We start from the raw sequence: 23,011 nt of genomic DNA, 5'->3' as shown, positions 1-23,011 counted from the left end.
TGGAGAGATGGCAGAGTCCGGTTGAATGCGGCGGTCTTGAAAACCGTTAGGGGCGTAAGTCCCTCGGGGGTTCGAATCCCTCTCTCTCCGCCATATTAATAAAGCCCCCGATTCTAGCAAGGGAGCTTTATTTTTTCCACTTGTTACGTTGCCTCAAATTCATATCGAATAAGCATGGGATTATGCTACGCTAATGAATAGACAATGTTACAGAGTATCAACCACAACATATATCGTAGAGGGCCTCATAAGTAAGGAGTCGCTATGTCGGACAAATCAATAATTATCATCGGTGCAGGTATTGGGGGGTTGTGCACGGGTTGTTACGCGCAGATGAACGGCTACCAATCGCAGATTTTCGAGATGCACAACAAACCGGGTGGTCTCTGTACGGCATGGAAACGCAACGGCTACACGTTTGACGGTTGTATTCACTGGCTCACCGGCTCCGGTCCGGGAATGGATTTTTACGATTGGTGGCTCGAACTCGGCGCGTTGCAAAACCGCACCATCATCGACAGCGAGTACTTTATCCGGTTTGAAGGACGCGACGGCAACGTCATGTACGTCTACAGCGACATCGACAAATTCGAGCAGCACCTCAAAGAGCTGGCGCCGGAGGATAGCGCCGTTATCGAAGAGCTTGCCCGCGATGTGCGAACCATGTCGAAGCACGTACCGCCAATGGGCAAACCGCGAGAGTTGATGGGGCTCTTCGATATGATTAAGATGTTGCCGGACGGTGTTCCGTATATCCGGGCGTTCAATAAATACACCGGCATTACGCTCGAACAATTTGCACAGCGTTTTACCAACGAGTTTGTTCGCGAAGCGTTCTTGAACTTCTTCAGCGTGGCAGACGAGGCGGCGAGCGGTCTGGTAATGACTTTGGTAACGTTTAACTTGAAAACCGGAGGGTATCCGGTAGGGGGTTCGCTTGAATTTTCCAAAGCGATTGAGCAGCGATATCTCGACCTTGGCGGTAATGTGCAGTACAAATCTCCTGTCGAAAAAATTCTCGTTGAGGATGATCGTGCGGTCGGTGTGCGTCTTGCCGACGGCACCGAGCACCGGGCCGATATCGTCGTGTCGGCCGCCGACGGCCGGGCGACGATCTTCGACATGCTCGACGGCAAGTACGTGGGCGACGAAATTCAATCCCTCTATAAAACGCTCACGCCATACCAATCGGCAGTGCAGATTTCACTTGGTATTGCACGCGATCTCTCAAACGAGCCGCACTCCCAAGTCTTCCCATTGCGCGAGCCGCTGGTCGTCGGTGCAACCCGCCGCGACTATCTTATGATGCGCCATTTTTGCTCCGACCCAACTATGGCTCCGACGGGAAAATCGGTAATCACCGCGATTATTCCGTGCGATTACGATTCCTGGGATAAGCTTAAAGCAGCCGGTGATGAAAAGTATCAAGCCGCTAAAGAAGCGATCGCTAAGGCGATTATCGGGGAAATCGAAGCACGCTACCCCGGGATCACTGAGCAGATTGAGACCGTTGACGTAGTGACGCCGGTTACGTATACGCGCTACACCGGCACCTGGAAAGGCTCGTTTATGAGCTGGTTTGATTCACCCGAGGCCAACAAAATCGCCTGGGGCAAGGGCATACCCAACAAGCTGCCCGGCCTCGCGAGCTTCTACATGGTAGGCCAATGGGTGTCGATCCCGGGTGGTGTTCCGGTCGGGTTGATGACCGGGCGTAATCTTATACAAGTGCTCTGCCGCAACGATAAAAAACGGTTCGCTACAACCAAGCCGTAAGCCGCAGGGCAATGCATCGCACGGCTCAGGAAGATGAGCACGTAGCACGCTTATTTGCGTCTCGTGGGAGCAGTGATGTGGCCGCGATGGCGGGTGGACAAAACTCAAAGTCTCATGTATAGTATTTATCTGTCAATCATCAGGAATTTCCTGATTGGAGAGATGGCCGAGTCGGTCGAAGGCGCTCGCCTGCTAAGCGAGTAGGGGGTTATAAACTCCCTCGAGGGTTCGAATCCCTCTCTCTCCGCCAGCGCGAGGCGACCCTCGCGTGAAAACAGAACAGCTGTGCCCGTAGCTCAGCCGGATAGAGTGCTTGACTACGAATCAAGAGGTCGGGGGTTCGAATCCCTCCGGGCACGCCAAAGGATTTCAAATAGAGGGCTTTCAGCCCTCTATTTTTATCTTCTCTCGCATAGCATAAACCGCAAATGCGTTGATAGAAGTACCGCCAAATCATACTTCAATAATAATTACTATATGGTTTAGCCCTCTAATTAGCTTCCGCACAATTCATAGTTCACTGAGATGACGCGCTTAATACGCAGACCGTCGTTTTCTTTGACAAGATATTTAAAATTACGTGCTCATAGGCATCCAACCATATGCCGATAGGTAACAAAGATGCAGTTGGAAGGAGCTGGGAGCGTGTCTGTTAATCAGAGCGATAAGGCTAAGCATTTATTCTCATTAAGAATCAGATTAATCGTACTATTGCTGGTAACGGTCTTACCGTTCGTGGCATTTTTTATATTTAAGGCTTATGATATCCACCAAAAATTTGAACAGGAAGCGAAAGATCAGAACTTACAGATCGCGAAAAACCTGGCTCACGAGGTTGACGGTTATGTTACGGCAACAGGCGACATATTATTACCAATTGCTCAAAGCAAAGAAGTGCGCACGCAAAACTTCCCGGAAGTAACTAACTTACTTAATAATATTATTGGCCGGCATCCCGGCTTTACAGTGATTCAGTTTGTCGGCCTTAACGGTGACGTCAAGGCAATTGCAACACTCGGCGCAGCCAATTCTAGCAGCCCGCAGCCAAAAAATGTTCGCAACCTGATGTACTATAAGCGGGGCATTGCAGGAAACGGCATCTCGATTGGTTGTACGGTTTTTGAAAGCATTGGCAGCAATAAAACAAGGCCGATTGTTCATATTACCTATCCGGTATTTAATTATGCCGGCAAAAAAATCGGTTTCGTGGCGGCCGGGTTTGACCTTACAAGGTTGCAAGACCAGATTATGCAGGTAGCAAAGCCAAATAAACTTGTAATCGGAGTTCTGGACGAAAACGGGACCATTCTAGCAAGGAGCCAAGACCCACAAAAATGGATCGGCAAGAACATGGCAAAGCAAGTCAACCTTGCACAGATGGTGCGCGAGCGTGAGGGTGTTGGAAAAGTCGCTCAGCTTGGCGGAATCGACTGGATAGTCGGCTTTGCCTCAGGAGCCAAAGCACCATGGTACGCCCGGGTCGGAGTAGACGAGAATGTTGTTCATGATCGCGCTGCTGTGGAGCTCACGCACCAAGCAATAATTTTTATACCGTTATTACTTATCGCTATAATCGGATGGCTTTGGATCGGCCGGGCGGTAAGCCGCCTGCATGAGGACACCGAGCGATTAACCCTGATCGACCCGCTTACAAAACTCTTCAACGGTCGTAAGCTATACAGTGACCTTGCTGCAGAGCTTGCACGGGCACGCCGCTATGGTGACGCGCTGTCCTTCATAATGCTCGATGTCGACCATTTCAAATACTATAATGACCGGAACGGGCACCAGGCGGGCGATCACCTACTTTGTGGGCTCTCGGACATTATACGCGATGCTATTCGCGAGGCCGATATGGTATATCGCTACGGCGGCGAGGAGATATGCGTGATCCTCCCCTCGACCGGCAATGAGGGCGCACGTGTAATAGCCGAGCGTTTGCGTGATCGCGTTTACAATGCGGATATTCATGGTAAGGAGCTTCAGCCTCTCGGGGCGCTAACGATCTCGCTTGGTATCGCTTCGTACCCGGCTGATTGCTTAACCAGTGAAGATCTCATTAGATATGCGGATATTGCTCTTTATAGCGCAAAACACCGCGGCAGGAATCGGATCGAGTCATATGCCGATCTTGCCGGCACAAGCGGTGGAACACGCTTAAGCGCCGACGGTGTGCTGCATACCGGCTGCATGCGAGATAATCTAGCAGCATGCGCTATACTTGATCTTGATGCAAGCTACAAACTTTTATGTGATAAGACGGGCGACGCAATATTTATCCTGGAGGCGCATGATGATTCGCGTGGGCGTATTGCTGCGGCGAACCAGAAGGCCGCTGATATGTATGGTTGCACAATCGACGAACTTCTCGCTCTTGGTATTCAGGATTTAGAGCATAAAGGCCCAAGCGCTTCAAGGTGGGGTTCGTGGCGCAAGGTAATCGAGACCGAATGGATGAGGGTCGAGGCGACACATCGAACAAAAGACGGTAAGACGGTACCTGTCGAAATTCACGCCGGACCGTTCTCAATTGGCAACCGTAGGCATATCTTAGCGTCGGTTAGGGATATCTCGGCACGCAAAAAAGCGCAGGAAGAGCTTAAATTTAAGTCTAAGCTTCTTGATACGGCGACAGATTCCGTAATCGTCCACGATCTTGATGGTAATATGCTTTATGTCAATGAAGCGGCGTACACAACACGAGGGTATACGGAGGAAGAGCTTCTTAATTTGCCGCTAGAGCACCTAGATAATTTGCCGCGGGCAGAAGAGGGCGAAAAGAAGCAGCACCTGGATGAACTTTATGCCAGCGGCGGCAACGTGTTCGAAACGGGGCATGTAAGGAAAAACGGAACAGTAATGCCGGTTGAAGTCAGTGCTCGATCTCTGGAGTGGAATGGTAAACCGGTCATAGCAAGCATCGTCCGAGATATATCCGATCGCAAGCAAGCAGAAGAAATGCTCAGCTTCATGGCCTATTATGACGCATTAACCGGTTTGCCAAACCGAATGCTTCTAAATGATCATCTCGAATTATCAATTGCGCATTGCAGGCGAGACGGCGGCATGCTGGCGATAGTTTGTCTTGATGTCGATAATCTAAAAACTATAAACGATACGCTCGGATATAGCACAGGCGATGAGCTTCTGAGAAACATAGCCGAGCGTCTCACGGGATATATCCATGAGGGCGATACCGTTGCACGCGTCAGCGGCGATGAATATGTTCTATTGTTATCTGATGTGGCGCATGCCGAAGGTGTAGCTAAAATAGCACAAAATGTGCTAGGGGTGATCGAGCAGCCATTTGAGATAGATGGCCATGAGATATATACTGCGGCAAGCGCCGGAATAAGCTTGTACCCGCTTGATGGCACTGATGCACAATCGCTGTTACGCAATGCCGATACTGCCCTTCACCGGGCGAAAGAGCAAGGTAAAAACAACTACCATTTCTACGCATCATCGATGAACGAATCGGCTTGCAAGCAGTTTATGATTGAGAATAGCTTGCGCAAAGCCCTTGAGAATCAGGAGTTCATCCTTTACTACCAACCGCAGGTCAACATCATGAGCGGTAAGATGTTCGGTATGGAAGCGCTACTGCGGTGGCATCATCCAGAATTAGGTCTTGTGCCGCCGATGGATTTTATTCCGGCAGCCGAGGAGACCGGTCTTATCGTACCGATCGGGGAGTGGGTACTTCGCGAGGCATGTGGACAGTTAAAGCAGTGGCAGGATAAAGGCCATGCGGATATTAAGGTATCGGTAAATCTTTCAGTAAAACAATTTGAGCTGAAGGATCTCGTGGAAACGGTCGAACAGGTACTTGCCGATACAGGCCTCGACCCAAGATATCTCGAACTCGAGATCACAGAGAGCATTGTTATGCGTGATGCAGATCGAGCAATCGCGATTCTGAAATGCTTTGACCAGATGGGTATTCACGTCTCAATAGATGATTTCGGGACCGGCTACTCATCCCTAAGCTACCTTAAACAATTCCCGGTCAGAAAACTAAAAATCGACCGGTCGTTTATCCGTACGCTTGAAACCAGTGATAACGACGCCGCGATTGTTACGGCGATTGTGGCCATGGCGCGCAGTCTCAACCTTGGCGCGGTCGCAGAAGGCGTCGAGACGCACGAACAGCTTGAGTTCTTGCGGTCGCTGCACTGCCATGAGATGCAGGGTTTCTTGTTTAGCAAACCGGTACCCGCCAGCCAGATCGAGCGAATTCTCTTGGATGACAACCGTCTTTGCGCCTAGCGTAGAGAACGGCTAGCTCGCCGCACCTATGATTCTGCGCACATACGTTATGGTTTCCCGATACGGGGGTATTCCCGCATATTTACGTACGGCACCGGATCCTGCATTATATGCCGCCAGGGCCAAATCCCAACGACAAAATCGCTTATACTCGGTGTTTAAGATTCGGGCCCCTGCCTCGAGCTGTGCGCCCGGTGATGTCTTGAACCTTGAGAGCTTATACCCAAGCGCTTTTACATTATGCGGCATTACCTGCGTAAGCCCAAGAGCCCCTTTTTTTGAAACCGCCCGGTAGTTCCATCTCGATTCTTGCCGCACCAGCGCAAGAAATAGCTTCGGGGGAATCTTGTACTTCTTGGCGATTAGCGTAGCCTGCTCCGGCAGTGAGCGCACCTTTGGCGATGACGGTGCAACTGGCGATACCGGCGGCTTTGTCGGTACGGTCATCGGAGGTGGTAGGGGCGCGCTGGGCGGCTCTATGGGAACGGCTGGTGATACCGACGTTTCTGGTGATATGGCTCCAGGCGCTGTCACTGTGTCTGTGGCTTCCGGGCCGGGTATGTCCGTGGTTGTCGGGCTGACCGAATCGGCGCATGCGATACTTTGGGCGCCCACGAGGATAAATGCCGATAAAACCAACCGTGTGCCGACCCACCTAATGAATGGATGTAATCTGCTCATGATATCCTCCTCCGGTTACCGTTACCCAAAGCAGAATAATTGTATCCATGCTCGCGTCAAGCTACGCGCAGTTGCTCTATGATCATATTTACCTTGTATCGAGGGTTTAGCCGGGTGTGGCGCCGGTGATGCTGCGACAGCTTTTGCAAAGGGTAGAACCGTAATCGTGACCGTGATACGCTAGGGGCGGTAACGCTACAATACATGCGGCTGATACTAAGGTAGGACAGAGCGCGTTGAAAACGGGTGCAAAATGGATGATGACATTATCTACATGCGTATGGCCATTGATGAGGCAAAAATGGCTGCCGAAGCCGATGAGGTGCCGGTTGGCGCCGTTGTTGTATGCGGTGATGCGGTTGTAGCGGTTGCTAGAAATGAACGTGAAGAGCGTGAGGTAGCGACCGCTCATGCCGAGATACTAGCGATTGAGGCGGCTTCGAAGAAACTCGGTCGCTGGCGCTTGAGCGACTGCACGATCTACGTGACAAAGGAGCCATGCCCGATGTGCGCCGGTGCCATCTTTCAAGCCCGGATGAAGCGGCTTGTGTACGGCCCATCCGATCAGAAATCAGGAGCCGCCGGTTCGCTCTACAATATAGTTCACGATGAGCGTCTTAACTGGCGTCTTGAGGTCACGAGCGGTGTGCTCGAAGATGAAAACGTCCGACTCCTTCAGGATTTTTTCCGAAAGCGCAGGAAAAAGGAAGAACCGGAAGGATAACCGACCGGTTCGTGCGTCATTGTGTTGCACTACATTACCTGATAGAATTATTACGCGTCGGGGCGAGGCGGTGGCATCGCCCCGCTGCTATATGTTGGAGGAGTCGCATAGTCCGGTCGAGTGCGGCGGTCTCGAAAACCGTTAGGCCCTTTAGGGCCTCGAGGGTTCGAATCCCTCCTCCTCCGCAAAATAGAGAGACAGGGAGACTATGTCTCTCTATTTTTTTCCGCGGCAGAAAGGCAGCCAAGCTCTTGCCAAGATATGTGAAATCAAGGCTGTCTATGATAAAATTGCGTGGTAAATTTAATAATTTAATTCGCGTTCGGAGAAGTCGCATAGTTCGGCCTAGTGCGCGCGACTGGAAATCGCGTTGGCGGTAACCCCGCCTCGAGGGTTCGAATCCCTCCTTCTCCGCCGATGACCGTGCTAGGTGGGGAGGCAGCGGTGCCCTGTTCTCGCAATCCGCTATAGCGAGGCTGAATTCCTGCTCGAGGCTACCCGGTTGTAAGGTCGGTTGTGGCGCAAGTGGTGTTGAAAGCTGGGTCCTGCGCAACGAAAACTCGTGAACCCCGTGAGGTCCGGGAGGAAGCAGCGGTAAGCGGGCCATTTCGTGTGCCGCAGGGAAGCCTGGCTGGAGCCAACTACGCGGCAACGCTTGGGGCCGGATGTCAACAGCAGGTGCACGGTCGTCATATTTTCTTTCTTAAATTCGCTTGCGGAGCGGGTATTTTTGTCCAACCTTTGAGCCGACCGGAGGCTTACCTTGGCGTATATGTCACTGTATCGCAAATGGCGACCACAGACCTTCGATGAGATCGCCGGGCAACCCCATATCACCCAGACGTTAAAGAATGCCATTGAAAAGGGCCGGATCGCGCACGCATACCTTTTTTGCGGGCCGCGCGGTACCGGCAAAACAACAACGGCACGTGTGCTTGCTAAAGCGATTAATTGCGAGCAAGGGCCGACGACTACGCCTTGTAACAAATGCACATCATGTGTCTCTATTAACGACGGCACCTCGATGGACGTGCTTGAGCTCGATGCTGCGTCAAACAGCAAAGTCGATGAGATCCGCGAATTTTTGGAGCGGATCCCTTATAGCGCCACAGAAGGAAACAAGAAGGTCTATATCATCGACGAGGTTCATATGCTTTCACCGGCCTCGTTTAACGCTCTGCTAAAGACCCTGGAGGAGCCGCCGGAGCATGTCGTCTTCGTGCTGGCAACCACCGAAACCCATAAGGTGCTTCCCACGATATTATCGCGCTGCCAGCGGTTCGATTTCAGGCGCATCTCCGTAGCCGATATCGAAGAGCGCTTAAAGACAGTCGCCGAGGCGGAGCAAATTGCAATTTCCGATGATGCGATCACGCTGATCGCCAACCACGCCCAGGGGGCGCTTCGTGACGCGCTTGGCGTGCTCGACCAGCTCGCATCGTATTCGAAAGAAAAGATCAGCCTCGCCGATGTCACCGCGCTTTTAGGTGTAACCGACAGCCAATTGCTGATCTCGTGTACCGACATGTTGGTCAACAGCGATTTAGCAGGCGGTCTGGTGCTAATCGAACAGCTCGTGGCGGGCGGAACCGATCTGCGCCAGTTCGTGCTTGATCTCGTGCGCCATCTTCGCGATTTGTTCCTGACCAAGACCGTTCCGGGCCGGCGCATCGGCGCCATACCCGATGAACTCTACGAGCGCTTTAAAGCGCAGACTGCGGCGGTTGATCCGCGCTCGCTCATGTTTTTTATCAACACCCTAAATGAGGTATATAACCAATCCAGATGGGCGGCCGATATTCGTTTGAGCTTAGAAATCGCGCTCTTTAAGATGGTGCGATCGAGCGATGACGTTTCGACGGAGTCGATGCTTCACCGGATCGAGCGTTTGGAAGCAACACTTGCAAGCGGCGAGAATCCGGCGTCAGCAACCAGCTCAACGGCGTCTGCGTTCGTACAGCTTTCACCGGAGGCTGCCGGACCGCAAGCCGTTAAGGGTAACGCGCCAGCGACTGACAGCGCACCGGCTTCTGTGCGGACAAAAAAGACGGAATGCACACCAACCGCTAAGCAAACCGGCGGCGCAGCAGCGCACGCGGGTGAAGCGCCTGCGATTGAGACACTGGATATAGGGGAGATGAAACGAGCGTGGCCGCAGGTGCTAAAGATAATTAAAGAGAAGAAGAAAACGCGCTACAATTTCTTTGCAGCGGCTAAGCTCATGCGCATCGAGCAGGGTCGGTTGGTACTTGCGCTTAAAGAAAGCGATAAGACGTTTGTCGAGAGTCCCGAGAATATGCGGCTCTTGCGAGATGCGGTAAAAGTTGCGAGCGGTATCGATGTTCCGATTATCTGCGAGCTCGCAAACGGCGGCACCAAGACCGTTGCCGTCGTTGAAACCGATGCCCCCGAAGGGCACACTTTGGCTGTCGACGAGTATGTTAAACTAGTGCAGAATACATTTGGCGCCAAAATTGTTGAGGATATTTCCATCGATAATATGGAAAAAAGCCAGGAGGACAAATAGATGAAAATGCCGGGGAATATGGGCAACATGATGAAACAAGTCCAAAAAATGCAGGCCGATATGGCCAAAGTTGACCAGGAGCTCGCCGAAACTAACGTAGAAGCGAGTGCCGGCGGCGGCGCTGTTAAAGCGATCGTTACCGGGAAACAGCAGGTAGTTGAGATTATAATCGACCCGGCGGTTGTCGACCCCGAGGACGTTGAGATACTTCAGGACATGATCGTCGCCGCGGTAAACGAGGCAATCAGGCAATCGCAGGAGCTTGCCCAGCAGAAGATGGCGGCAGTAGCCGGACCGCTTGCCGGCGGCTTAGGCGGAATGGGTCTACCGGGGTTTTAGCGGCACCGCGCTTTCGCAGCTGCTACAGTCTGTCTATCCACCCCTCGCTTGTCCAAGAATAATCTTCCAGAATACGGTATAATGGGTATGCCGCACTTCAAGATTAATCATAAAGGTGGAACTATATATGGCTTATTATGCTGGGCCGGTCGCGAGCCTTATTGAAGAACTCTCAAAATTACCCGGTATCGGACCGAAAACCGCACAACGCCTCGCATTTTATATCCTGAAAAGCTCGTCGAATGAGGCGAAGAAACTGAGTAAGGCAATCGATGAGGTCAAGGATAAAATCCGTTTTTGCGATGAGTGTTTTAACGTTACCGACCAGGTTACCTGTGAGTTTTGCCGCAACACCAGCCGTGAACAGAACGTTATCTGTGTTGTGGAAGAGCCGCGCGATATCGTAGCCCTTGAAAAAACCGGCGAGTTTAAGGGGCTCTACCACGTGCTGCAAGGCGCCATTTCGCCGATTGACGGGGTCGGGCCCGATGATATCCGTGTCAAAGAACTTTTAAAGCGTCTCGGCGAGCGGGATGTGGACGAGATCATTATCGCAACAAACCCCAATATCGAGGGTGAGGCGACAGCGATGTATCTGGCCAAGCTCGTAAAACCGCTCGGCATTAAGGTGTCGCGCATAGCAAGCGGCCTGCCGGTTGGCGGCGATCTTGAATACGCCGATGAGATTACGCTCGGTCGCGCCCTTGAAGGCCGACGAGAAATGTAGTTTACTCGTATTGGTAGCAGATTGTAGCAAAAATTATCGCGGTGATTAGGTATACATTCAGGCATCCCGTTGATTTGCATAATTAACCGTTTACCGTCAAATATTGCCGTTCGCGGTGATTTTATTTACAGGTGTATGTAACACGCGTAAAATGCTTCTATTGGCCTTCTACCGGCCACTTGGGAGCATTATGTTTTTAGTATTTTGGAGGTGACTACATGGCAGAGGAGAAACTTACCGAGATACGCTGGCACGCACGGGGCGGCCAGGGCGCGGTTACCGCTGCGAAACTACTCGCAGAGACCGCCCTGTCGCAAGGGCAGTATTTCCAGGCATTCCCTGAATACGGCCCGGAGAGAATGGGTGCTCCGATTCGAGCGTATACAAGAATTAGCAAGAATCCAATCTATATACGCAGCAGTATCACTAATCCCGGTATCGTGACGGTTCTCGACCCGACCCTTTTGGGCGTAGTCGATGTGGCCGCAGGTTTGGACGCGGATGGCGCGTTAATCGTTAACACGAACAAGACGCCGGCCGAGATCCGCGAGCAGATGGGTTTAACAGGTCATAAGATTTACACAGTCGATGCGAGTAAAATCGCAAAAGAGACTATCGGCAGAGCAATTCCAAATACGCCGATGATGGGTGCGTTAGTCAAAATCCTTGGGACGATGTCAATCGATGATGTGGCGGGTTATGTCCGCAAATCGTTTGGCAAGAAATTCTCGGAGGAGATTATCGAGGGCAACGTGAAAGCCGTCAAGCGCGCCTACGCGGAGGTGAAAGGCGAATAATGAAGAAGTGGGATACGACTGGCATTGAGAACTGGGGATGGAAAAAGCAGCCGCTTGGCGCAACAATTCCGACCGCAGGAAATGCCGTTGATAATAAGACCGGTGGCTGGAGAACAGAGCGGCCGGTACAAGATGCAGAGAAGTGCACGAACTGCCTCCTCTGCTGGATTAACTGCCCCGATTCGTCCGTTCGCGTAAAGGATGAGAAGTGGGACGGCTTTGATTACGAGCATTGCAAAGGCTGCGGTATCTGTGCCAAAGTCTGCAATGTCGGCGCAATTACTATGATAAACGAAAGGGGCGAGGAGTAATGGCTACCACAATAGCGACGCAAAAACCTGTTGCGATGACCGGTAACGGCGGCTGTGCGCTCGCCATGAAACAGATTAATCCCGATGTCGTTGCGGCGTATCCGATTACGCCCCAGACGACAATTGTTGAAGAGTTTGCCAGCTACGTAGCAAACGGTGCGGTTGATACCGAGTACATCAACGTGGAGAGCGAGCACAGTGCGATGAGCGCATCAATGGGCGCATCCGCTGCCGGCGCCCGCGTTATGACGGCGACAAGTTCACAGGGCTTGGCGTATATGTGGGAGCTTCTTTCAATTGCGGCAGCGATGAGATTGCCGATCGTCATGCACAACGTCAACCGCGCGCTGTCCGGTCCGCTCAACATTCACTGCGACCAATCCGATTCGATGGGTGCACGTGATATGGGTTGGATTCACCTCTTTGGTGAGAATGCGCAGGAAGCATACGACAACACGATCATGTCGATTCGTATCGCCGAGCATGCCGACATCTTACTGCCGGTAATGGTGCTCTACGACGGCTTTATCATCAGCCACGCGATCGATCGTTTCGAGGTGCTCGAGGACGCTGATGTAAAAGCGTTCGTCGGCGAGCGCATTCCCGAGCGAGCGTTGCTCGATACCGATAACCCGATGACGTTCGGCCCGTTCGTTATGCCCGCGTACTATACCGAGCACCGTTATGCGATGCGGAACGCACTCATGAAAGCCAAAGACGTCGTGCTCGAGGTAAGCAAAGAATACGGTGCGCTCACCGGGCGTACGTACGGCCTCTTCGAGGAGTACAAGCTCGACGACGCCGAGATAGGCATTGTCGTAATCGGCTCAACCGCCGGTACGGCGAAGTACGTTGTCGATGAGATGCGCGCTAAAGGCATCAAAGTCGGCGTACTAAAACCGAGGCTCTTCAGGCCGTTCCCGGCAGAAGAGATCGCCGGTGCGCTTTCGCACCTTAAAGCGGTTGCGGTTATGGATCGCGCCGACTCTCTTGGTGCAGCCGGTGGCCCGGTCAGTCTCGAGGTTGCAAGCGCGCTCTACGGCGTCGCAAATCGGCCAGAGGTTCAGGGCTACGTGTACGGTCTCGGCGGTCGTGAGGTCGGCCCGGATCTTATCGGGTCAGTAGTTGAAGATTTGCAGAAGATCGCTGCCGGCGACAAGCCTACGACAGCGGCGAAATATCTTGGAGTAAAGGAGTAGAGGCACATGGCAACGATTAAAGAGCTCAGCAAAAGAGAAGATCTCTTAAGCGGCGGACATAGCCTATGCGCTGGTTGCGGTGCCTCCATTGCAGTACGCCAGGTGTTACTTGGCGTACGGGGGCCGGTTGTGTGCGGCTCAGCGACAGGCTGTCTTGAGGTTTCAACAACCTCGTTCCCGATGACCGCATGGAAGACCTCGTTCATCCACAACGCGTTCGAGAACTCGGCGGCAACTATGTCGGGCGTTGAAGCAGCATACCAGGTGCTTAAGAGAAAAGGGAAAATCCCGGCGGATAAAAGGATAAAATTCGTCGCGTTCGGCGGCGACGGCGGTACGTACGATATCGGTCTTCAGTCGCTCTCCGGTGCAATGGAGCGCGGCCACGACATGGTTTACGTCTGCTACGATAACGGTGCCTACATGAACACCGGTATCCAGCGCTCGGGCGCAACCCCGTTCGGCGCATCGACAACAACGTCGCCGGCCGGCAAAGCAGGGCAGGGCAAGCCGCAGTGGAGGAAAGATCTCACGCAGATCATGGCGGCGCACCACATTCCGTATGTGGCGCAAGCGAGCGTTAGCCACTGGAAAGATCTCGTCGACAAAGCCGAAAAGGCGTTTGCAGTCGAAGGCCCAGCGTTCTTAAACGTGCTCGCACCGTGCCCGCGCGGCTGGCGTGTACCGAACGATATGACGATCGAGATCGCCAAGCTCGGTGTGCAGACCGGCTTCTGGCCGCTCTACGAGATTGTCGACGGCGAGTACAAGATCAGCTTTAAGCCAAAAGAGCTAAAGCCGGTTGTTGATTTCTTGAAGCCGCAAGGCCGCTTCAAACACCTCTTTAAGCCGGGCAACGAGCAGCTGCTCGAAACTTTCCAGTCTGAAGTAACGAAGAGCTGGGAGAAATTAAAGAAACTCGCCGGCGTTGAATAATAGAGAAGCAGATCTTAAGTATCCGGTGAATCGGTAATAAATCAGTAATTAAAAGAGGATGGTTCTAACTGAACCATCCTCTTAAGTTTAATGGCGAAACTTTTACATTCCGCCATTTTTATTTTGTAAAACTTTATGCAACTTCCTTCGTATCGGTCGTTTCCTGCGACTTCTCCGGCACTACACGAAGTTTAACCTTATGTATTCCCGAATACATAGTACAGGCAACTCAGTAGTTAAAGAAGCTCTCAAGCGCCGCGCAGGATAAGAACATTGCAGCTACTGCAATTGCCGCAGTCGTCCAGTTCAGCGCGAGAAACGCTGCTGTCGCTAATGAACAGAAGAAGCCGATCTTGGCGGCAAAGATTTTCGGCCCAGCGTTTATAGGCTTGCTCCCCAGCTTGAACACTGAGATTATGGCGCTAGAAAGCTTAGCCAGCGGGCTGTACTTTTTATAACCGAAGCCCCGTAATCCGAAATCAACTGTCATAAACGCCATTAAAGCAACGTTATATGCTTTGTACGGCTGCAAAACAAATAGTGAAACCAGCAGGGCGATTACAGCCATAGTGGCTATAAGCCGCACACCTGTTTCACTGACTTTTTCCGTCGACGTTGGGCAGGCCCCGGAAATTTTCTTGCTGCCTTTTATGGCTTTAAGCTGTACGTTTGATCCATCTGCTTTTTCGAACGAAGGTGGACACATACTCGACATATTTTCACTTCCCTTTTTAGATATAGCGGTCCTTGGGCTCATATCCGCACGAATGTGTTATCTGCTGCAAAATATCGGTAAAAATCGGCAGTTACATTAGACTTAACGCTAAAAATCTTAGCAAAAACCATGCTAGGTGATGATAAGAGAGAACATCGTTCATTAAAGTCAGTGCTAATATTGACTAGTTGGTTTGGGCACTTCCTATTCTTGAGGAACGATGGCTCGTTTTCAACTTATGCCTTTTTACAGGAGTTTAAGGGCTTAATCGGTAACGGTACGGCCTTTGGTAGCCAACTTTTTACTCTATATAGTAATGGTTCTCTTACCGGCAAGCCTCGCGCTAGCATCGCTATCCTTGGGAATTTCTTTGCCTATGTATCTGGCTTTTCTCGTAGCTCTTCCTTTTGGTTTCTACATGCTTGGAACGCCTCGTTTCTGGTGGTATGGGTCAGAGGTCATTCTTTATCTTATCACTGCCATCCTAATGAGTATTGAATCGAAAAGTGTTAGAGTATATGATTTACAGACAAGATTATTAATCGTCTATGGTGGTATTACCAATTTTAGGATTGATGTAATGATGCAGCCGGATATCCCGTTTACCGAATACGAAAAGCAGGCGACTCGCGACGTCTATATCGTGATCGAGCCCATCGCTTTAAAAATCGAGCAGGGCGACATAGAGGACGCCCGCCATATGCTGGCGCGTTTAACGCTGTGGTTTCTCGATCAGATCGAGAAAGGTGAGCTGGAGCCGTGGAAGGCCCGAAACGCATACTTCTTGCTTAACGTATACCTCATCGACAATTACCCCGGCGATATCCTTGGTGAAGAAGCACAAGAGCTTATCTATGAGGGCACGCTGCTTCACGAATACGGCCAAGAGATGGGCCCGGATGTTGCCTACATGCGAAAGCTGGCTTCAGATTTGCTGGGTACATCCAACCCAAATCATTAATTTGCAACAGCCCCTTTACGTGACTTCGTAACAGCACTATGATGTTTTTATGCGCAAAATCCAGGGAGCACATTGCGCCATGTAACTTTATGCTACTACGACACCTTGCAGTACGTAACATTTTGGGTGCCTTAGCAACCATTTACTTCTCATCAATATCCAACTTAACACGATATATATAGCATAGTTATGTTTTTGCGCTTTAAAGCTCCAAGAGGGGATGATTACAGTATGAATCTTACTAAGCCCGCCCCGCCGTCAGAGGACAAACGCTGGCGGTTGGTGGAAGGCACGATGCGACGCAACGGTTATGAGCCCCATGCGCTCATCGAAACGCTTCACACAGTGCAGGAATCTTTCGGCTACATCGACGAAGATGCGCTTAAGTTCGTTTCAGCTTCGCTTCAGGTGCCGCTTGCTCGCGCCTATGGCGTCGCAACGTTTTATCACTTTTTTACGCTAAAACCCCAAGGCGAGCACACGTGCGTTGTTTGCACCGGAACCGCGTGCTATATCAAGGGGGCAAATGCCATCTTAGAGGCGATCAAAAATGAGTTTGGCATAACTCCCGGCGAGACAACCGATGATGGTAAGGTCTCGCTTCTTTCAGCACGGTGTTTGGGCTCGTGTGGACTCGCACCGGTAGCAGTGTTCGACGGTGAAATCGTCGGCAATTTAGATGCGCCGCGCGTCATCGAGCGGCTTCGGAGGTGGGTCGGCAATGACTAATGAAGAACTGAATGCAATCGCCAAAGCCGAGCAGGAATCGAAAGAGCGGTTCGAGCACGAGGTATGCGTATGTACGGCGGCAGGATGCTTGTCTGCTGGTGGCGATAAAGTAAAAGATGCGCTAACAGGCGAGATAGCCAGGCAGGGCAAAGACAAGAAGTGCTCCGTTAAAGGAGTCGGCTGTCTCGGGTTATGCGCAAAAGGACCGCTGGTTGCGGTCGAGTCACATGGCAAAAAAGATAAGCTGTATGAGGGCGTAACACTCGAGGATGTGCCGGCAATCGTGCAAACACTCGAGGCCACGGAAACTAAGGGTGCTGCGGCTGCGGGGCTTGAACGCTCAATGGACGAGCCGTTTTTTGCCAGTCAGGTAAAAGTTGTTCTCGAGAATATGGGCAAAATCGACCCCGAGCACATTGAGGATTACATCGCCGTTGGTGGTTACCAGACGTTGTATAAGGCTCTGACCGAGATGAGCCCGACCGATGTTATCGGCGAGGTTACCAAGAGCGGTCTGAGGGGCCGTGGCGGCGGCGGGTATCCGACCGGTTTGAAGTGGAGCACCGTCGCAAAAGCTAACGGCGGTGCGACTAAGTACGTCATTTGTAACGCCGATGAGGGCGACCCGGGTGCGTTCATGGACCGCAGCGTTCTTGAGGGCGATCCGCACCGGGTAATCGAGGGCATGGCGATTGCCGCGTATGCCATCGGCGCTCATCAGGGATTTATCTATGTGCGGGCGGAGTATCCGCTGGCAATTAAGACTTTAAAGAACGCCATTCGGCAAGCTGAAAAGATGGGCTTGCTCGGCAAAAATATTTGCGGTACGACGTTTAGCTTCGAACTGCACCTGCGTCTCGGGGCGGGAGCGTTCGTTACCGGTGAGGAAACCGCGCTGATCGCCTCGGTTGAGGGACGACGCGGCATGCCGCGCCCACGTCCGCCGTATCCGGCAGAGCGGGGCTTATGGGATTGCCCGACGCTTATCAATAACGTCGAGACGTTTGCTAATATCCCGGCGGTTATCCGCGAAGGCGGCGTGTGGTTCGCTGCAATCGGCACGGAAAAAAGCAAGGGAACGAAGGTGTTCGCGCTGGCCGGAAGTATTGTAAACACCGGTCTTATCGAAGTGCCGATGGGAACACGGCTTCGCGATATCATCTTTGATATCGGCGGCGGCATACCGGAAGGGCGCCGCTATAAAGCGGTGCAAACCGGCGGACCGTCGGGTGGCTGTATCCCCGAGCAGTTCTTAAACATGCCGGTCGATTACGAGTCGCTCCAGCAGGTGGGCTCGATTATGGGTTCGGGTGGTATGATCGTTATGGACGAGACGTCCTGCATGGTCGATGTCGCCCGCTACTTCATGGAGTTTTGCATGTCTGAGTCATGCGGCAAGTGTACCCCGTGTAGGGTCGGTACCGCGCAGATGTATGACATCTTATGCAAGATAACCGAGGGGCATGCGACACTCGAGGATATGGATATGCTTATTGAACTCTCCGACCTGGTGAAAAACACCAGTCTGTGCGGGCTTGGCCAATCGGCGCCGAACCCGGTGCTCTCCACGCTTCGCTACTTTAAGGACGAGTATATGGCACATATCGTTGATAAAACGTGCCCGGCAGGCGTATGTAAAATTTGCTCACCGGCCAAAGAACCGGTGGAGGTGAAGTCATGAAACAAGTTGCACAAAAACCAGGGCGCATAAAAACGCTTAAAATTGACGGTCGCGATGTTGCCGGCGGTGAGAATCAGGTAATCCTCGATGTCGCCCGCGAACACAATATTTTCATTCCGACCCTGTGCTACATCGAGGGGTTATCGGTCTCTGGGGGCTGCCGCTTGTGCCTCGTTGAGATTACCGGTATCCCGAAGCTCGTGCCGTCATGTACCACGCGTGTTGAGGAAGGCATGGAAGTCTTCACCGATACGGAGCGGCTGCGCAAGTATCGCATGATGATGCTTGAGCTGATCTTCTCCGAGCGCAACCACGTCTGTTCGGTCTGTGTTTCCAACCGCAACTGCGAGCTTCAAAGTCTTGCTAGGCGCTTGGGAATGACGCACGTACGCTACCCGTATCGCTATCCAAAGTTACAAGTCGATGCGTCGCACAACAAGTTTGCGATAGATCATAACCGCTGCACGCTGTGTACGCGCTGTTCGCGCATATGTCACGACATCGAAGGGGCGCATACCTGGAGCACAATGGGTCGCGGTATCAACAACCGGATGATTACCGATTTGAACCAGCCGTGGGGCGAGACGGAGACCTGTACGAGCTGCGGTAAATGCGTCAATATCTGTCCGACCGGGGCGCTCTTTGAAAAGGGCAAATCGGTCGCCGAGATGGTCAAGAAACCAAAGAGCTTGCCGTACCTATTGCACACACGGGAGGAATCATAATGAGTAAACCACGTATTGCGACCGTGTGGCTCGACGGCTGTTCCGGCTGTCACATGTCGCTTTTGGATATCGATGAGCGAATCATCGAGCTTAGTAAATCGATTGAGCTGGTCTACAGCCCGTTGGTCGATGCAAAAGAGTTCCCTAAAAATGTCGATGTCACTTTTGTGGAAGGGGCGGTCGGCAATGAGGAGAACCGGCACTTGATAGAGCTTATTCGCGAGCGCACAAAAACGCTGGTTGCGCTGGGCGATTGCGCCGTAACCGGTAATGTCGTTGCGATGCGCAATCGCTTTACCGTAACCGACGTACTCGAGAGAGCGTTTGGCGATACCGCCCCGTGCATCGAAGAGCTGTCGAACACGACCGACAGCGTGCCCGCGCTACTGCCGACAGCGGTACCGGTGCACGAGATCGTCGAGGTCGATGTCTTCGTTCCGGGCTGTCCGCCGCAGGCCGACCTCATTTATTCAGTAATTCAGGAGCTTTGCGCAGGCCGCATTCCTAATGTTGGCGCCAGCGTAAAGTTCGGTTAGGGGGATAGATATGGATCCTATTATTATTGATCCGGTAACCCGAATAGAGGGGCACGCCAGAGTTACGATACAGCTTGATGATGAGGGGCGCGCAACCAACGCGCATTTTCACATAACGCAGCTACGGGGTTTCGAAAAGTTCTGCGAGGGGCGCCCGTTTACCGAGATGCCCTCACTGATGGCGCGTATCTGTGGTATTTGCCCGGTCAGCCACTTATTGGCATCCGCCAAGGCGTGCGACCAGATTCTTGCTGTTACGATACCGGAGACTGCGGTAAAACTCCGCCAGCTTCTAAACTATGCGCAGATCGTGCAGTCGCATGCGTTGAGCTTCTTTTATCTCTCATCGCCCGATCTGCTGCTCGGTATGGATGCCGATCCGGCTAAGCGAAACGTCTTTGGCGTTATACAGCAGCACCCGGAGCGTGCAAAAGACGGCGTGCATTTAAGAAAGCTCGGGCAGGATATTATTGAGCGCCTTGCTGGAAAGCGAATCCACCCGTCGTGGGTTGTTCCGGGCGGCGTAAATGCACCGCTCGATAAAGAGAATCGCGAAGAGATCTTAGCGATGATGCCGGAGGCAAAACTGGTTATGCAGCGCACGCTTGATTGGTTTAAGCCGACGCTTGAAGCGCACCGTGAAGAAATTCGGGTATTTGCCAACTTCCCGACACTCTTTGCCGGCCTTGTCGACGAGCACGGCTCGCCCGATCACTATAGCGGGCGTTTGCGTATTATTGATTCGACCGGCATGATTATCGCTGATGAGCTTGACCCGGTTAAATACGATGATTATATTTCCGAAGCTACGGAAACGTGGTCGTACACGAAGTTCCCGGCGTATAAGCTGGCCGGGCATCCGGATGCGCCTTACCGCGTCGGTCCGCTGGCTCGTCTTAATGTGGCAAGCGCCATGGACACACCGGCGGCCGGGCAGGAATGGGCGGAGTTTCGCGATCTCGAACGTGGAGCGGTTTTGAGCTCGTTTTACTATCACTACGCTCGGTTGATTGAGATTTTGTTCGCGCTCGAGAAGATCGAGGAGCTGCTCTCAGATCCGGACATCTTAAGCCCGCGCGTACGGGCGTTTGCCGGTCCGAATAACCTGGAGGGCGTAGGCGTTATCGAGGCGCCGCGCGGTATCCTGGTGCATCATTACAAGATCGACGATGAGGGCCTTATTACTTGGGCGAACATGATTGTCGCTACCGGGCATAACAATACGGCCATGAATCAGGGAATCCTACAGGCGGCCCGGCATTACATTCAAGGTCCAAATGTCTCAGAGGGAGTGCTCAACCGAATTGAGGCTGTAATCAGGGCATTCGACCCGTGCTTGAGTTGTTCAACTCACGCAGTCGGGCAAATGCCGATGGTACTCGATGTAGTCGATTCGACGGGTGAGCGCGTCGGAGGAGTAGAGCGAAACTAATGAAGCAGACCGTGATTATAGGGTACGGAAATCCGCTCCGTGGCGATGACGGAATCGGCTGGCAAGTCGCCGAGCGTCTTGCGGGCAAACTGGATGAGCATGATACGACTGTCATGATGTTGCACCAGCTCACGCCGGAGATTGCTGAAGCTGTTAGCCGAGCCCACCGCGTAATATTCATCGATGCAAGCATTGAGGATGCGCCCGGCGAGGTGTCGATAAACGCGATTTTGCCGGCGTCGCCCGATACCCTCGAATCCCATAGCTTGAGCCCGCAGGGGATCCTGGCGCTTGCAAACACCCTCTACGATGCGCACCCGGAAGCCGTATTGATAACGGTCGGTGCGGATTCGTTAGATCATAGCGATCAGCTCTCGCCAAAAGTGGAAGCTGCCATTACCGATGTGATCGACCTGATTAAGGTAATGGTTGTGGGGGTTGTGCTCATGCCCGAAGCGAAGGTAGAACGACCATCGTGAGGCTAAGTGCAGCCGTGAGTTCACGAGCTGTGATTATGATCTCTTGATTAGCACAAAGATATAGCTATAAAATAAGGCCGCCATTAGGCGGCCTTATTTTATCTCTTGTTCTCTTGTATTATCTGCTTACAACAGGGAACCCTTAGCCATAAGCCGTTTCAGCATGGTCGCAGACTGTGCTCTCGTCGCGTTTTGCGTCGGGCCGAACTCATTGCCGCGCATTCCCGTCATGATGCCGGTTTTAAGGGCTTTTGCAGTATCGGCAGCGGCCCCCAGCTATGAATGTCTTATACATCTTTAAACGGGCATAAGAGTCGCTCTTGCCCGGCAGCGGTGATTGAGGTGCTTGTGCCGGTTTTGGCGAGCGCGCGCATGATCATGGCGGCAAACTCCTCACGGATAATCATACTATTCGGGAAGAAGTACCCGTTTCTTCCGTTGATGATCCCGGCTTGGGCGGCAGCCTCAACACTGCCCGCGTACCAGCATAGCGGCAAATTCCGCCCGTGTTATATTGCCCTCGGGAATGAATTTGCCGGAAGGCATCCCGTTTGCTACATATTTTGATGCCATAAGCTCGATTGCATCTTGAGCCCAATGCTTCTTGATATCGTTAAATGATATCGCGTGTTCCATGATCGTATAATTACTGAATGTGTGCGTCGCGAACGTAATTGTTTTTGTTTGACTATCAACTTTGCTTGGGCAGTAGACCCAGTGTTGTGTCGCCTCGTCAAACTTGTATACGTTCAGCTTTTGCACATCACTTACATCCTGGATGTCGCTATCGGTATACGAGAACTCGCCGGTCACAGTATTCGTGCCGAAGGATGTCGAGCGCTTTAGCCAGCTCGTCAACATGCACGATTTCCGCCGGGATATGTAGAGCAACTTTATCGATTTGTACGACTAGTTCAGCCTGCTTTTCAGCCATCTTTGAGAATGCGTCCGCAGGAAGTGATGCGATTTGCTCATCGGCCGCAGTTTTAATCCGTAAAACGACTTCATTGACCGAACTATCGGCAAGGGCTTTTTCAACAGCAGCCGTCGGCACATTGACGTCGACATGCGTCGTTCCATCAGGGTCGGTCGATTGCCGCACGGTAGCTTTGTCGATGACGTCCGCTCGCGGGTTTTGCTGCGCGAGTGCGATGCGTTCTTCCGATACATCGATTGCAGTGACGTGCGGGGTTTTCTCGCGCAAGGCAAACGCCATGCCTCCGACGCCGGTTGCTATATTGAGCACACGCGTATTCGAACCTATGTTGGCTATATCGATAGCTTTTTGCCGTAATGCTACCCCTGAACCGGGTTTGCTCGTCGCTTGCAAAGCCCAAGTTTCGATTTTCTCACGCAATGTCTCGGCCATTTCACCTGCACCACCTTATTTTTGTAGTTTGCAGTATACCATGCCGGGCGACACCGCTTTTCTTGACTTTAGCTGGGTATTTAGCTATGCTAAAGACG

The 23,011-nt window shown here is 52.3% G+C and carries 22 protein-coding genes, 5 tRNA genes and 1 other RNA gene; 23 read left to right on the top strand and 5 right to left on the bottom strand.

Annotation, left to right across the window (positions count from 1 at the left end; all coding sequences use genetic code 11):
- The first annotated feature begins 1 nt into the window (after window position 1).
- The 5 genes from VGK02_10560 (at window position 2) to VGK02_10540 (ending at window position 6,045) form a co-directional block, all read left to right on the top strand.
- Window positions 2–93, top strand: a tRNA-Ser gene (locus VGK02_10560).
- Window positions 94–264: 171 nt separating this feature from the next.
- Window positions 265–1,776: an NAD(P)/FAD-dependent oxidoreductase gene (locus VGK02_10555; GenBank protein ID HEY3375482.1), complete on the top strand. Its 1,512-nt coding sequence runs from the start codon at window positions 265–267 to the stop codon at window positions 1,774–1,776.
- 156 nt (window positions 1,777–1,932) lie between these two features.
- A tRNA-Ser gene (locus VGK02_10550) sits at window positions 1,933–2,026 on the top strand.
- Between the two features lie 35 nt (window positions 2,027–2,061).
- Window positions 2,062–2,138 (top strand) — tRNA-Arg (locus VGK02_10545).
- Between the two features lie 283 nt (window positions 2,139–2,421).
- Entirely contained in the window at window positions 2,422–6,045 is a 3,624-nt protein-coding gene (locus VGK02_10540) for a diguanylate cyclase (protein HEY3375481.1), read from the top strand.
- A gap of 12 nt (window positions 6,046–6,057) precedes the next feature.
- Here the strand turns inward: VGK02_10540 and VGK02_10535 are convergent, their stop codons facing one another.
- The gene (locus tag VGK02_10535; protein ID HEY3375480.1) at window positions 6,058–6,726 is read right to left on the bottom strand and encodes a lytic transglycosylase domain-containing protein; all 669 of its coding nucleotides are present in this window, start codon (window positions 6,724–6,726) and stop codon (window positions 6,058–6,060) included.
- 253 nt (window positions 6,727–6,979) lie between these two features.
- On the opposite strand from VGK02_10535, the gene tadA reads away from it, so the two are divergent.
- The 11 genes from tadA (at window position 6,980) to VGK02_10480 (ending at window position 14,286) form a co-directional block, all read left to right on the top strand.
- Window positions 6,980–7,450 (top strand): tRNA adenosine(34) deaminase TadA, encoded by a 471-nt coding sequence (tadA, locus tag VGK02_10530; protein ID HEY3375479.1) that lies wholly within the window; start codon window positions 6,980–6,982, stop codon window positions 7,448–7,450.
- Between the two features lie 96 nt (window positions 7,451–7,546).
- A tRNA-Ser gene (locus VGK02_10525) sits at window positions 7,547–7,635 on the top strand.
- Window positions 7,636–7,774: 139 nt separating this feature from the next.
- Window positions 7,775–7,864 (top strand) — tRNA-Ser (locus VGK02_10520).
- Between the two features lie 7 nt (window positions 7,865–7,871).
- Window positions 7,872–8,136: signal recognition particle sRNA large type (ffs, locus tag VGK02_10515), an RNA gene on the top strand.
- Window positions 8,137–8,222: 86 nt separating this feature from the next.
- Window positions 8,223–9,977, top strand: coding sequence for a DNA polymerase III subunit gamma/tau (dnaX, locus tag VGK02_10510; GenBank protein HEY3375478.1), 1,755 nt, complete (start codon window positions 8,223–8,225; stop codon window positions 9,975–9,977).
- Window positions 9,978–10,316 carry a YbaB/EbfC family nucleoid-associated protein gene (locus VGK02_10505; protein ID HEY3375477.1) on the top strand — a complete coding sequence of 113 codons (339 nt, stop codon included), beginning with the start codon at window positions 9,978–9,980 and terminating at the stop codon, window positions 10,314–10,316.
- A 127-nt stretch (window positions 10,317–10,443) separates the two neighbouring features.
- The gene (recR, locus tag VGK02_10500; GenBank protein ID HEY3375476.1) at window positions 10,444–11,043 is read left to right on the top strand and encodes a recombination mediator RecR; all 600 of its coding nucleotides are present in this window, start codon (window positions 10,444–10,446) and stop codon (window positions 11,041–11,043) included.
- A gap of 218 nt (window positions 11,044–11,261) precedes the next feature.
- Window positions 11,262–11,840, top strand: a complete 579-nt coding sequence (locus VGK02_10495) for a 2-oxoacid:acceptor oxidoreductase family protein (GenBank protein ID HEY3375475.1) — start codon at window positions 11,262–11,264, stop codon at window positions 11,838–11,840.
- Window positions 11,840–12,151: a 4Fe-4S binding protein gene (locus VGK02_10490; GenBank protein ID HEY3375474.1), complete on the top strand. Its 312-nt coding sequence runs from the start codon at window positions 11,840–11,842 to the stop codon at window positions 12,149–12,151. The genes VGK02_10495 and VGK02_10490 overlap by 1 nt, the downstream gene beginning before the upstream one ends.
- On the top strand, window positions 12,151–13,350 hold the full coding sequence (locus VGK02_10485) for a hypothetical protein (protein ID HEY3375473.1): 1,200 nt from the start codon (window positions 12,151–12,153) through the stop codon (window positions 13,348–13,350). The genes VGK02_10490 and VGK02_10485 overlap by 1 nt, the downstream gene beginning before the upstream one ends.
- A 6-nt stretch (window positions 13,351–13,356) precedes the next feature.
- Window positions 13,357–14,286 carry a thiamine pyrophosphate-dependent enzyme gene (locus VGK02_10480; protein ID HEY3375472.1) on the top strand — a complete coding sequence of 310 codons (930 nt, stop codon included), beginning with the start codon at window positions 13,357–13,359 and terminating at the stop codon, window positions 14,284–14,286.
- Window positions 14,287–14,515: 229 nt separating this feature from the next.
- Here the strand turns inward: VGK02_10480 and VGK02_10475 are convergent, their stop codons facing one another.
- On the bottom strand, window positions 14,516–15,001 hold the full coding sequence (locus VGK02_10475; protein HEY3375471.1) for a DUF4395 domain-containing protein: 486 nt from the start codon (window positions 14,999–15,001) through the stop codon (window positions 14,516–14,518).
- A 370-nt stretch (window positions 15,002–15,371) separates the two neighbouring features.
- Between VGK02_10475 and VGK02_10470 the strand changes: the two genes are divergently transcribed.
- From VGK02_10470 to VGK02_10440, 7 genes are all read left to right on the top strand, one after another.
- The gene (locus tag VGK02_10470) at window positions 15,372–15,962 is read left to right on the top strand and encodes a hypothetical protein (protein HEY3375470.1); all 591 of its coding nucleotides are present in this window, start codon (window positions 15,372–15,374) and stop codon (window positions 15,960–15,962) included.
- Between the two features lie 231 nt (window positions 15,963–16,193).
- Window positions 16,194–16,691 (top strand): bidirectional hydrogenase complex protein HoxE, encoded by a 498-nt coding sequence (gene hoxE, locus VGK02_10465; protein HEY3375469.1) that lies wholly within the window; start codon window positions 16,194–16,196, stop codon window positions 16,689–16,691.
- Window positions 16,684–18,372, top strand: a complete 1,689-nt coding sequence (gene nuoF, locus VGK02_10460; GenBank protein ID HEY3375468.1) for an NADH-quinone oxidoreductase subunit NuoF — start codon at window positions 16,684–16,686, stop codon at window positions 18,370–18,372. The genes hoxE and nuoF overlap by 8 nt, the downstream gene beginning before the upstream one ends.
- Window positions 18,369–19,097, top strand: coding sequence for a bidirectional hydrogenase complex protein HoxU (hoxU, locus tag VGK02_10455; GenBank protein ID HEY3375467.1), 729 nt, complete (start codon window positions 18,369–18,371; stop codon window positions 19,095–19,097). The genes nuoF and hoxU overlap by 4 nt, the downstream gene beginning before the upstream one ends.
- Window positions 19,097–19,633 (top strand): hypothetical protein, encoded by a 537-nt coding sequence (locus tag VGK02_10450; GenBank protein HEY3375466.1) that lies wholly within the window; start codon window positions 19,097–19,099, stop codon window positions 19,631–19,633. The genes hoxU and VGK02_10450 overlap by 1 nt, the downstream gene beginning before the upstream one ends.
- 10 nt (window positions 19,634–19,643) lie before the next feature.
- Window positions 19,644–21,065, top strand: a complete 1,422-nt coding sequence (locus VGK02_10445) for a Ni/Fe hydrogenase subunit alpha (GenBank protein HEY3375465.1) — start codon at window positions 19,644–19,646, stop codon at window positions 21,063–21,065.
- Window positions 21,065–21,544: a hydrogenase maturation protease gene (locus VGK02_10440; GenBank protein ID HEY3375464.1), complete on the top strand. Its 480-nt coding sequence runs from the start codon at window positions 21,065–21,067 to the stop codon at window positions 21,542–21,544. Before VGK02_10445 ends, VGK02_10440 begins: the two co-directional genes overlap by 1 nt.
- 287 nt (window positions 21,545–21,831) lie before the next feature.
- Here the strand turns inward: VGK02_10440 and VGK02_10435 are convergent, their stop codons facing one another.
- Genes VGK02_10435 through VGK02_10425 form a run of 3 tightly spaced genes read right to left on the bottom strand, consistent with a single transcriptional unit; the run spans window position 21,832 to window position 22,913 of the window.
- The gene (locus VGK02_10435; GenBank protein HEY3375463.1) at window positions 21,832–22,041 is read right to left on the bottom strand and encodes an S-layer homology domain-containing protein; all 210 of its coding nucleotides are present in this window, start codon (window positions 22,039–22,041) and stop codon (window positions 21,832–21,834) included.
- Window positions 22,010–22,306 (bottom strand): S-layer homology domain-containing protein, encoded by a 297-nt coding sequence (locus tag VGK02_10430; GenBank protein HEY3375462.1) that lies wholly within the window; start codon window positions 22,304–22,306, stop codon window positions 22,010–22,012. The genes VGK02_10435 and VGK02_10430 overlap by 32 nt, the downstream gene beginning before the upstream one ends.
- Before the next feature lie 22 nt (window positions 22,307–22,328).
- Window positions 22,329–22,913 (bottom strand): hypothetical protein, encoded by a 585-nt coding sequence (locus tag VGK02_10425; protein HEY3375461.1) that lies wholly within the window; start codon window positions 22,911–22,913, stop codon window positions 22,329–22,331.
- Window positions 22,914–23,011: the final 98 nt, after the last annotated feature.

The sequence above is a fragment of the Candidatus Aquicultor sp. genome, from assembly GCA_036504445.1.
GTDB lineage: Bacteria > Actinomycetota > Aquicultoria > Aquicultorales > Aquicultoraceae > DASXVE01.
The sequence above is the reverse complement of the archived record's forward strand: the minus strand, read 5'-3'. Positions and strand labels throughout refer to the sequence as shown.

Coding starts and splice junctions, on each gene's coding strand:
- VGK02_10555 (HEY3375482.1), top strand. CDS start 265: ATGTCGGACAAATCAATAATTATCATCGGTGCAGGTATTGGGGGGTTG.
- VGK02_10535 (HEY3375480.1), bottom strand. CDS start 6,726: ATGAGCAGATTACATCCATTCATTAGGTGGGTCGGCACACGGTTGGTT.
- tadA (HEY3375479.1), top strand. CDS start 6,980: ATGGATGATGACATTATCTACATGCGTATGGCCATTGATGAGGCAAAA.
- dnaX (HEY3375478.1), top strand. CDS start 8,223: ATGTCACTGTATCGCAAATGGCGACCACAGACCTTCGATGAGATCGCC.
- VGK02_10505 (HEY3375477.1), top strand. CDS start 9,978: ATGAAAATGCCGGGGAATATGGGCAACATGATGAAACAAGTCCAAAAA.
- recR (HEY3375476.1), top strand. CDS start 10,444: ATGGCTTATTATGCTGGGCCGGTCGCGAGCCTTATTGAAGAACTCTCA.
- VGK02_10495 (HEY3375475.1), top strand. CDS start 11,262: ATGGCAGAGGAGAAACTTACCGAGATACGCTGGCACGCACGGGGCGGC.
- VGK02_10490 (HEY3375474.1), top strand. CDS start 11,840: ATGAAGAAGTGGGATACGACTGGCATTGAGAACTGGGGATGGAAAAAG.
- VGK02_10485 (HEY3375473.1), top strand. CDS start 12,151: ATGGCTACCACAATAGCGACGCAAAAACCTGTTGCGATGACCGGTAAC.
- VGK02_10480 (HEY3375472.1), top strand. CDS start 13,357: ATGGCAACGATTAAAGAGCTCAGCAAAAGAGAAGATCTCTTAAGCGGC.
- VGK02_10475 (HEY3375471.1), bottom strand. CDS start 15,001: ATGTCGAGTATGTGTCCACCTTCGTTCGAAAAAGCAGATGGATCAAAC.
- hoxE (HEY3375469.1), top strand. CDS start 16,194: ATGAATCTTACTAAGCCCGCCCCGCCGTCAGAGGACAAACGCTGGCGG.
- nuoF (HEY3375468.1), top strand. CDS start 16,684: ATGACTAATGAAGAACTGAATGCAATCGCCAAAGCCGAGCAGGAATCG.
- hoxU (HEY3375467.1), top strand. CDS start 18,369: ATGAAACAAGTTGCACAAAAACCAGGGCGCATAAAAACGCTTAAAATT.
- VGK02_10450 (HEY3375466.1), top strand. CDS start 19,097: ATGAGTAAACCACGTATTGCGACCGTGTGGCTCGACGGCTGTTCCGGC.
- VGK02_10445 (HEY3375465.1), top strand. CDS start 19,644: ATGGATCCTATTATTATTGATCCGGTAACCCGAATAGAGGGGCACGCC.
- VGK02_10440 (HEY3375464.1), top strand. CDS start 21,065: ATGAAGCAGACCGTGATTATAGGGTACGGAAATCCGCTCCGTGGCGAT.
- VGK02_10425 (HEY3375461.1), bottom strand. CDS start 22,913: ATGGCCGAGACATTGCGTGAGAAAATCGAAACTTGGGCTTTGCAAGCG.